This window comes from Actinomycetospora sp. (genome assembly GCF_055612215.1).
The window spans coordinates 1-7,574 of record NZ_JBVPVA010000206.1; the positions used below are offsets into that span (position 1 = coordinate 1).

Here is a 7,574-nt window from a genome sequence, read left to right on the forward strand (position 1 = left end):
GAAGGTCGCCTACGAGACCGACAAGGCCGGCTACGCCCAGCGCGGCCGGAAGGCGCGCAAGGACCGGCGGGTCACGCTGCGCCCGGCCCCGGACACCATGGCCGTGCTCTCCGGGCTGCTGCCCGTCGAACAGGGCGTCGCCTGCCTCGCCGCACTGCACGAGCACGCCGACGCCACCGTGGCCGCCGGGGACGCCCGCAGCCGGGACCAGGTCATGGCGACACCCTCGTGGAACGCCTCACCGGACAGGCCCGCGCCCAGGACGTGGACGTCGAGGTGGGGATCGTGCTCCCCCTCGACGCACTGGCCGACCCGGACAGCCCCGCCACGGGGGAGCTGGTCGGGCACGGCCCGCTGCCGGCCGGGATCGTGCGGGACCTGCTGCGCTCCACCGCGGGGAAGCGGTGGTGGCGGCGGCTGTTCGCCCACCCCGACACCGGCACCCTCGTAGGCGGGGAGTCGCAGCGGCGGCGCTTCGACGGGTTCCTCGCCGCGCTGATCGATCTTCGCGACGGCGGGCGCTGCCGCGACCCGTTCTGTGATGCGCCGATCCGCCACCACGACCACATCCGCCAGTCCCGGGCCGGTGGGCCGACCAATTTCACCAACGGCCGCGGGGTCTGCGCCCGGGGGAACTTCGTGCGGGAGATGCCCGGCTGGCAGGTGGAGGTCGTCCACGACGGGCTCGGCGACCAGCCCCACACGGTGCGGACCACCACCCCGACCGGACACACCTACACCAGCCGCGCCGGACCCTGAGGGGCTCAGAGCTCCAGACCCGCCGGTGCCCCGGAGAGCGCTGCCTTCGCCCGCTCGCTCGGGAGGTCGGCGAGCACCTCCTCGGCACCACTCTCGACGGCGTCGAGGATCTGGCGCGCGACGTCCTCCGGTGCGATCTTCGGGACGTCGAGGGCCGCGACCATGTCGGTGTCCATGTACCCGAGGTGGACGCCGACCACCTGGGTCCCCTGGGCGCGGAGCTCCGCGCGGGCGGAGCCGGTGAACGACCACGCGGCGGCCTTCGAGGCGCTGTACGACGCGGTGAAGGGTGCGGTCAGCCAGGACAGCGCCGAGAGCACGTTCACCGCCACTCCGCCGCCGTTGCGGGCGAGCACCGGGGCGAAGGTCCGCAGCACCGACACCGGTCCCCAGAAGTTCGTCTCCATCTCGGCCCGGGCCCGCTCCGGGTCGCCGGTGAGCAGCGACCCGTTCCCGGCGACCCCGGCATTGTTGACCAGCAGGTCGACATCGCCGGCCCGCTCGGCCGCGGCCCGCACGGTGGCGGGATCGGTGACATCCAGCAGGAGCGGGATCACCCGCGGGTCCTGGTGGGCGACCGCGCGCGGGTCGCGGGCGGCCGCGTACACGGTGGCCGCGCCGCGCGCGAGCAGGGCGTCGACGAGCACGGCCCCCAGGCCGCGCCCGGCGCCGGTGACGAGTGCGGTCGATCCGGCGATCCTCATCGCACGATCCTCTCCACGATGGTGGCGTTGGCCGTCCCGCCGGCCTCGCACATGGTCTGCAGGCCGTAGCGCCCGCCGGTCTGCTCGAGGACCCCGAGCAGGGTGGTCGCGATGCGCGCACCGCTGGCGCCGAGCGGGTGGCCGATCGAGATGGCGCCGCCGTTGATGTTGGTCTTGGCCGGGTCGGCCCCGGTCTCGGCGAGCCAGGCGAGCACGACGGACGCGAACGCCTCGTTGACCTCGAAGGCGTCGATGTCGGCGATCGTCAGCCCGGCGCGGGCGAGGACCTTCGCGGTGGCCGGGATGATCCCGGTCAGCATGAAGACGGGGTCGTCACCGGTGACGGTGGCGGTGTGCACCCGGGCGCGCGGGGTCCACCCGCGTTCCCGGGCGATGTCGGAGGTCGTCACCAGCAGGGCCGCCGCCCCGTCGTTGTAGGGGCTGGCGTTGCCCGCGGTGACGGTCCAGTCGATGTCGCCGAACCGCGCGGTCCAGCGCTCGTCGGCGAACGGGGTCCGGAGGCCGCTCAGGGCGTCGAGCGTGGTGCCCGGGCGGACCGTCTCGTCGGTCTCGAGCTGCGCGACCGTGCCGTCGGCCCGCGTCGTCTTCAGCGGCGCGACCTCCCCGGCGAAGCGGCCCTCCGACCAGGCGGCCGCGCCCTTCTGGTGGCTGGCCAGCGCGAACTCGTCGAGCCGGCTCCGGCTCAGCCCCCACCGGCGGGCGATCAGCTCGGCGCTGACGCCCTGCGGGATCAGGCCGGGCGCGTAGCGCTCGCGCACCGACGGCCCCGTCACGTCCTGCGCGACGCCGTTCACCTCGGTCTGGCTGCCGATCCGGATCCGCGACATCGACTCCACGCCCGAGGCGATCGCGATGTCGTACCCGCCGGCCACCACGCCCTGCGCGGCGAACGAGAGCGCCTGCTGGCTCGACCCGCACTGCCGGTCGACGGTCACGCCCGGCACCGACTCGGGGAAGCCCGCCGCCAGCGCCGCGAACCGGGTGGTGTTGCCGCTCTGTTCGCCGACCTGGCCGACCGCGCCGCCGATCACGTCGTCGACCTCGCCCGGCTCAAGGCCGGGCACCCGCTCCACGAGACTGCGCAGCACGTGCGCGTGCAGCTCCACGGGATGGACCTCGGCGTACGCCCCGCCCGGCTTGCCCTTGCCGACGGGCGTCCGGACCGCGTCCACGATCACCGCGTCCCGCATGACGACCCCTCCTCCACTGTGGCGGACCGATCGGTCCCGGACCGCATGGTCCCGAACTTCCTCCTCGCCGGGGGCAGCGTCAAGCGACCTGCGTCACGCCCGATGGACGGCGCGGGTCGGCGACCGTCCTCCGCCTCGATCAGGGGCACGGGGGGCAGGTTCGGGGCACTCCGTCCCTGCGCCCAGGGCCCCTCGCCGAGATGGACCCGGACCCGAGCGCGCCGTCCGCCAGGCGAGAGGCACACCACGCGGCCCGGGCGAGCCGTCGAGCTGCGTGGTGTGCCTGTCGTGGGCGGGTCCGGACTGCGCCCGACCAGGGCGGGCAGCCACACCGGCGCCGCCGCCCACGTCCACATGGGAACCGACACCGGAACGATTCGGCGGAAGTGCGGCCGCGGCGGCCGACACTTCTCGACGTGACGGCCGTCGAGGAGCTTGTGCCGCCGGCCCGGCGTATGCTTCGGTGACCGAAGAGGTCGTCGACGAAGGGACCCGGTCGCGCCGTGCATTCCACCGAGCGTCGCCCCGTGGCGACCACGGGCTCGAGCCCGGAGCCGGTGACGGTGCCGCTGACCTCCCGTGTGCACATCGATCTCCTGCTGACCGCCGCCGCGCTCTGTCGCGGCTGACGCGCTCGCCCCGGTCCTTCCCGCAGGTCTCGCGGATCACCGCCCTGCCCTGAGCAATTCTTCGCGATTTCTTCGCGCGCGCGGGTTCTCGTCAGCGCGCGCATTCCCCGCGCTTCGACGTGAAAGGGTCCGCCATGGCCGCCCACGATTCCCTGGACACCCGGAAGGTGGCCGGTGCGCTCGGCGCCGAGATCACCGGCATCCGCCTGGGCCCCGACCTGCCCGACGACGTCGTCGCCTACGTCCGCGCCGCGATCCTCGAGCACAAGGTCGTCTTCCTGCGCGGGCAGGAGCACCTCGACGACGCGGCCCACGCCGGCTTCGTCCGCCGCCTCGGGCCGCTGACGACGGCACACCCGACGATCACCGGCGGGCTGGACGAGGCCGCGATCCTCCCGGTGGACTCCGAGCGCGGGAACAAGGCCAACAGCTGGCACACCGACGTCACGTTCGTCGACCGGCCGCCCGCCTTCACGACCCTGCGCGCCCAGGTCCTCCCGCCCTACGGCGGCGACACCGTCTTCGCGAACACCGCCCGGGCCTACGCGACCCTCCCGACCCACATGCAACGGCTCGTCGACGACCTGTGGGCCGAGCACTGCAACGACTACGACTACGCGACCTGCCACGCCGTCGTCGAACCGACCATGGCGTCGGCCGAGTACCAGCAGGAGTTCGTCTCCACGATCTACAAGACCCACCACCCGGTGGTCCGGGTGCACCCCGAGACCGGGGAGCCGGCGTTCGTCCTCGGACAGTTCGTCTCGCGGATCCTCGAGGTCAACGGGCAGGACTCGCGCTCGCTGTTCGACCTGCTCCAGCGGCACATCACGCGCCTGGAGAACACGGTCCGGTGGCGCTGGTCGCCCGGCGACATCGCGCTCTGGGACAACCGCGCCACCCAGCACTACGCCGTGGACGACTACGACGACCTGCCGCGCCGCATGCACCGCGTCACCGTCGCCGGTGACGTCCCGGTCTCGCTGTCCGGGCAGCACAGCGTCGCGGTGGCGGGCGACTCGGGCACCTACGCGGGCCGGGCCACCACGCCGGCCCCGATCCCCGCGCCGGTCCCGGTGGCGGGAGCCTGACGGCCGAGGCGGACGGAACCTGACCGCCACCCTTCCTACCGTTCCTCCCGTGCCCGGAACCGCCGGGTCGCCGAGAGGAGCTCCCGCCGTGAACCTCGTGTCCGTCCGGATCATCACCGACGACGTCGCCCGCCTCGTCGCCTTCTACGAGCGCGTCACCGGCGTCGAGGCGTGGTGGGCGAATGACGACTTCGCCGAGCTGCGCACGACCTCCGGGACGCTCGCGGTGGGGAGCACCCGGACCGTCGCGCTCTTCGGCGGCCCCGAGGTCGCGAGCCCGGCGGCGAACCGGTCGGCGATCGTCGAGTTCCTCGTCGACGACCTCGACGGCAGGTTCGCCGCGCTGGCGGCGGACGACGACCTCGAGGTCGTCCAGGCGCCGACGACGATGCCGTGGGGCAACCGCTCGCTGCTCCTGCGCGACCCCGACGGCACGCTCGTGAACCTGTTCGAGCCCGCCACCGACGCCGCGCTCGCGAAGTTCGCCGCCACCCCGCGCTGACGCGGAGCACGCTGTCGGTCCGGCGCGTTACGGTCCTCCCATGGCGAACCGCACCGCCGACGCCGGCGCCTCGACCACCACCGAGCACGACGTCAAGCCCCGCAGCCGCGACGTCACCGACGGGATGGAGCGGGCCGCCGCGCGCGGCATGCTGCGCGCCGTCGGGATGGACGACGACGACTTCTCCAAGCCCCAGATCGGCGTCGCGTCGAGCTGGAACGAGATCACCCCCTGCAACCTCTCGCTGGACCGCCTCGCCACGGCGTCCAAGGAGGGCGTGCACCACGCGGGCGGCTTCCCGATGGAGTTCGGGACGATCTCGGTGTCCGACGGCATCTCCATGGGCCACGTGGGCATGCACTACTCGCTGGTCAGCCGTGAGGTCATCGCCGACTCCGTGGAGACCGTCGTCCAGGCCGAGCGCCTCGACGGCACCGTGCTGCTCGCGGGCTGCGACAAGTCGCTGCCCGGCATGCTCATGGCCGCCGCCCGGCTCGACCTCGCCAGCGTCTTCCTCTACGCCGGCTCGATCATGCCCGGCATGGTCGACGGCAAGGAGGTCTCGATCATCGACGCGTTCGAGGCCGTCGGCGCCTGCGCGCGCGGGCTGATCACCCGCGAGAAGGTCGACGAGATCGAGCGCGCGATCTGCCCCGGCGAGGGCGCCTGCGGCGGCATGTACACCGCCAACACCATGGCCTGCGCCGCCGAGGCGATGGGCATGGCGCTGCCCGGCTCGTCCTCCCCGCCGAGCGCCGATCGACGCCGCGACGGGTTCGCGCGCAAGTCGGGCGACGCCGTCGTCGGGATGCTGCGCCGCGGCCACACCGCGCGTGACGTCATGACCCGCGAGGCCTTCGAGAACGCGATCGCCGTCGTCATGGCCTTCGGCGGCTCCACGAACGCCGTGCTGCACCTGCTCGCGATCGCCCGCGAGGCCGACGTCCCGCTCGAGCTCGACGACTTCAACCGCATCGGCGACAAGGTCCCCCACCTCGCCGACGTCAAGCCGTTCGGGCGCTGGATGATGAACACGGTCGACCGGGTCGGCGGCGTCCCGGTGGTGCTGAAGGCGCTGCTCGACGCCGGGCTCGTCCACGGCGACTGCCTCACCGTCACCGGGAAGACCCTCGCCGAGAACCTCGAGGAGCTCGCGCCCGAGCCGCTCGACGGCGACATCCTGCGCCCGCTCTCCAACCCCATCCACCCGACCGGCGGCCTGACGATCCTGCGCGGCTCGCTGGCCCCCGACGGTGCGGTGGTGAAGTCCGCCGGGTTCGACACCGCGTCCTTCGAGGGCACCGCCCGCGTGTTCGACGGCGAGCAGGGCGCGATGGCGGCTGTCGAGTCCTCGGGGCCCGACGGTCTGCAGCCGGGCGACGTCGTCGTCATCCGCGACGAGGGCCCGCGCGGTGGGCCGGGCATGCGCGAGATGCTCGCCGTCACCGGCGCGATCAAGGGCGCCGGACTCGGCAAGGACGTCCTGCTGCTCACCGACGGCCGCTTCTCCGGCGGCACGACGGGGCTGTGCGTGGGCCACGTCGCGCCGGAGGCCGCCCACGGCGGGCCGATCGCGTTCGTGCGCGACGGCGACCGCATCCGGCTCGACCTCACCGCCCGCACGCTCGACCTGCTCGTCGACGACGACGAGCTCGAGCGCCGCCGCGCGGACTGGACCCCGCCGCCGCTCAAGCACCGCACCGGGGTGCTCGGCAAGTACTCGCGGCTGGTCGGGTCGGCGGCGCAGGGCGCGGTCGTCGGGTTCGACTGACCGGCGCTGCAACCGACCCGGCCGCGGCGGTGTTGACCGGGACATGAGCACGCCGACCGCCACCGGGGCCCGGGTCGCCGACACCGACCCCGACGCCGAGCGGGTGGTGGCGGCCCTGGCCCGCGATCTCGACGACGGGTTCGCCGAGCTCGTCCGGACCTACCAGGGGCTCGTGTTCGCGGTCGCCCTGCGCACCACCGGCCACCGCGCCGACGCCGAGGACCTCGCCGCGGAGGCCCTGCTGCGGGCCTACCGCTCGCTCGCGGACCACCTCGCCGACGACCACGGAGCGGCCTGGCTGGCCACGCTCGCGCCGCGGCCGTGGCTGCTGACGATCGTCGTCAACGTCCGGCGCAACCAGGTCCGCGACGCCGCCCGCCGGCCCCGCACCGACGGCGCGCCACCGCCGGACTCACCCGTGCCCGGCCCGAGCGTCGAGGAGCACGCCGAGCACCGCGAGGCCACCGAGCACCTCGCCGGTCTGCTCGCCCGGCTCCCCGAGACCCAGCGCACCGCGGTCGTGCTGCGCCACGTGACCGACCTGCCGCTCGCCGAGGTCGCCGAGGTCCTCGGCTGCCCGGTGGGCACGGCGAAGTCGCACGTGTCGCGCGGCCTCGCACGGCTGCGCGCCCTCGTCGACGACCCCGGAGGACCACGATGACCAGCACCGACCCCGATCCCGACTCCGTGCTCGCCCGCCTCGCCGGGCTCGCCCCGACCGACGTCCCCGACCTCACCGACCGCCTCTTCGACGGCCGGCTCCGCGCCGACAGCCTCATCGGCCCGGTCTGGGTGGCGAGCACCCGCGACGGCGTCAGCTTCCTGCGCGCCGCCGCGGAGCTGCCCGACGACGGGTTCATGCCCCGACAGGAGTTCCAGGCGGCCTACCGCCGCCGCTTCGGCCGCC

General features: G+C 74.1%; 9 protein-coding genes. 6 read left to right on the forward strand and 3 right to left on the reverse strand.

Annotated elements, in window-relative coordinates:
• Positions 1 to 30 precede the first annotated feature (30 nt).
• The gene (locus AC0CYZ_RS05635; protein WP_472213161.1) at positions 31 to 216 is read right to left on the reverse strand and encodes a hypothetical protein; all 186 of its coding nucleotides are present in this window, start codon (positions 214 to 216) and stop codon (positions 31 to 33) included.
• Positions 217 to 228: 12 nt separating this feature from the next.
• Between AC0CYZ_RS05635 and AC0CYZ_RS05640 the strand changes: the two genes are divergently transcribed.
• Positions 229 to 759, forward strand: a complete 531-nt coding sequence (locus AC0CYZ_RS05640) for a hypothetical protein (protein ID WP_472213163.1) — start codon at positions 229 to 231, stop codon at positions 757 to 759.
• Positions 760 to 764: 5 nt separating this feature from the next.
• Here AC0CYZ_RS05640 and AC0CYZ_RS05645 read toward each other — a convergent pair whose 3' ends face one another.
• Both AC0CYZ_RS05645 and AC0CYZ_RS05650 read right to left on the reverse strand, forming a co-directional pair.
• The gene (locus AC0CYZ_RS05645; protein ID WP_472213166.1) at positions 765 to 1,463 is read right to left on the reverse strand and encodes an SDR family oxidoreductase; all 699 of its coding nucleotides are present in this window, start codon (positions 1,461 to 1,463) and stop codon (positions 765 to 767) included.
• The gene (locus AC0CYZ_RS05650; RefSeq protein ID WP_472213168.1) at positions 1,460 to 2,674 is read right to left on the reverse strand and encodes a thiolase family protein; all 1,215 of its coding nucleotides are present in this window, start codon (positions 2,672 to 2,674) and stop codon (positions 1,460 to 1,462) included. Before AC0CYZ_RS05650 ends, AC0CYZ_RS05645 begins: the two co-directional genes overlap by 4 nt.
• 763 nt (positions 2,675 to 3,437) lie before the next feature.
• Here AC0CYZ_RS05650 and AC0CYZ_RS05655 point away from each other — a divergent pair.
• From AC0CYZ_RS05655 to AC0CYZ_RS05675, 5 genes are all read left to right on the forward strand, one after another.
• Entirely contained in the window at positions 3,438 to 4,394 is a 957-nt protein-coding gene (locus AC0CYZ_RS05655) for a TauD/TfdA dioxygenase family protein (protein ID WP_472213170.1), read from the forward strand.
• Between the two features lie 88 nt (positions 4,395 to 4,482).
• Entirely contained in the window at positions 4,483 to 4,896 is a 414-nt protein-coding gene (locus tag AC0CYZ_RS05660; protein ID WP_472213172.1) for a VOC family protein, read from the forward strand.
• Positions 4,897 to 4,936: 40 nt separating this feature from the next.
• Positions 4,937 to 6,667, forward strand: a complete 1,731-nt coding sequence (ilvD, locus tag AC0CYZ_RS05665; RefSeq protein WP_472213174.1) for a dihydroxy-acid dehydratase — start codon at positions 4,937 to 4,939, stop codon at positions 6,665 to 6,667.
• Positions 6,668 to 6,710: 43 nt separating this feature from the next.
• Positions 6,711 to 7,328: an RNA polymerase sigma factor gene (locus AC0CYZ_RS05670; RefSeq protein ID WP_472213176.1), complete on the forward strand. Its 618-nt coding sequence runs from the start codon at positions 6,711 to 6,713 to the stop codon at positions 7,326 to 7,328.
• The coding region (locus AC0CYZ_RS05675) for a hypothetical protein (RefSeq protein ID WP_472213178.1) at positions 7,325 to 7,574 on the forward strand (250 nt) is incomplete at its 3' end. The genes AC0CYZ_RS05670 and AC0CYZ_RS05675, both read left to right, overlap by 4 nt.

Coding starts and splice junctions, on each gene's coding strand:
- AC0CYZ_RS05635 (WP_472213161.1), bottom strand. CDS start 216: ATGACCTGGTCCCGGCTGCGGGCGTCCCCGGCGGCCACGGTGGCGTCG.
- AC0CYZ_RS05645 (WP_472213166.1), bottom strand. CDS start 1,463: ATGAGGATCGCCGGATCGACCGCACTCGTCACCGGCGCCGGGCGCGGC.
- AC0CYZ_RS05650 (WP_472213168.1), bottom strand. CDS start 2,674: ATGCGGGACGCGGTGATCGTGGACGCGGTCCGGACGCCCGTCGGCAAG.
- AC0CYZ_RS05655 (WP_472213170.1), top strand. CDS start 3,438: ATGGCCGCCCACGATTCCCTGGACACCCGGAAGGTGGCCGGTGCGCTC.
- ilvD (WP_472213174.1), top strand. CDS start 4,937: ATGGCGAACCGCACCGCCGACGCCGGCGCCTCGACCACCACCGAGCAC.
- AC0CYZ_RS05670 (WP_472213176.1), top strand. CDS start 6,711: ATGAGCACGCCGACCGCCACCGGGGCCCGGGTCGCCGACACCGACCCC.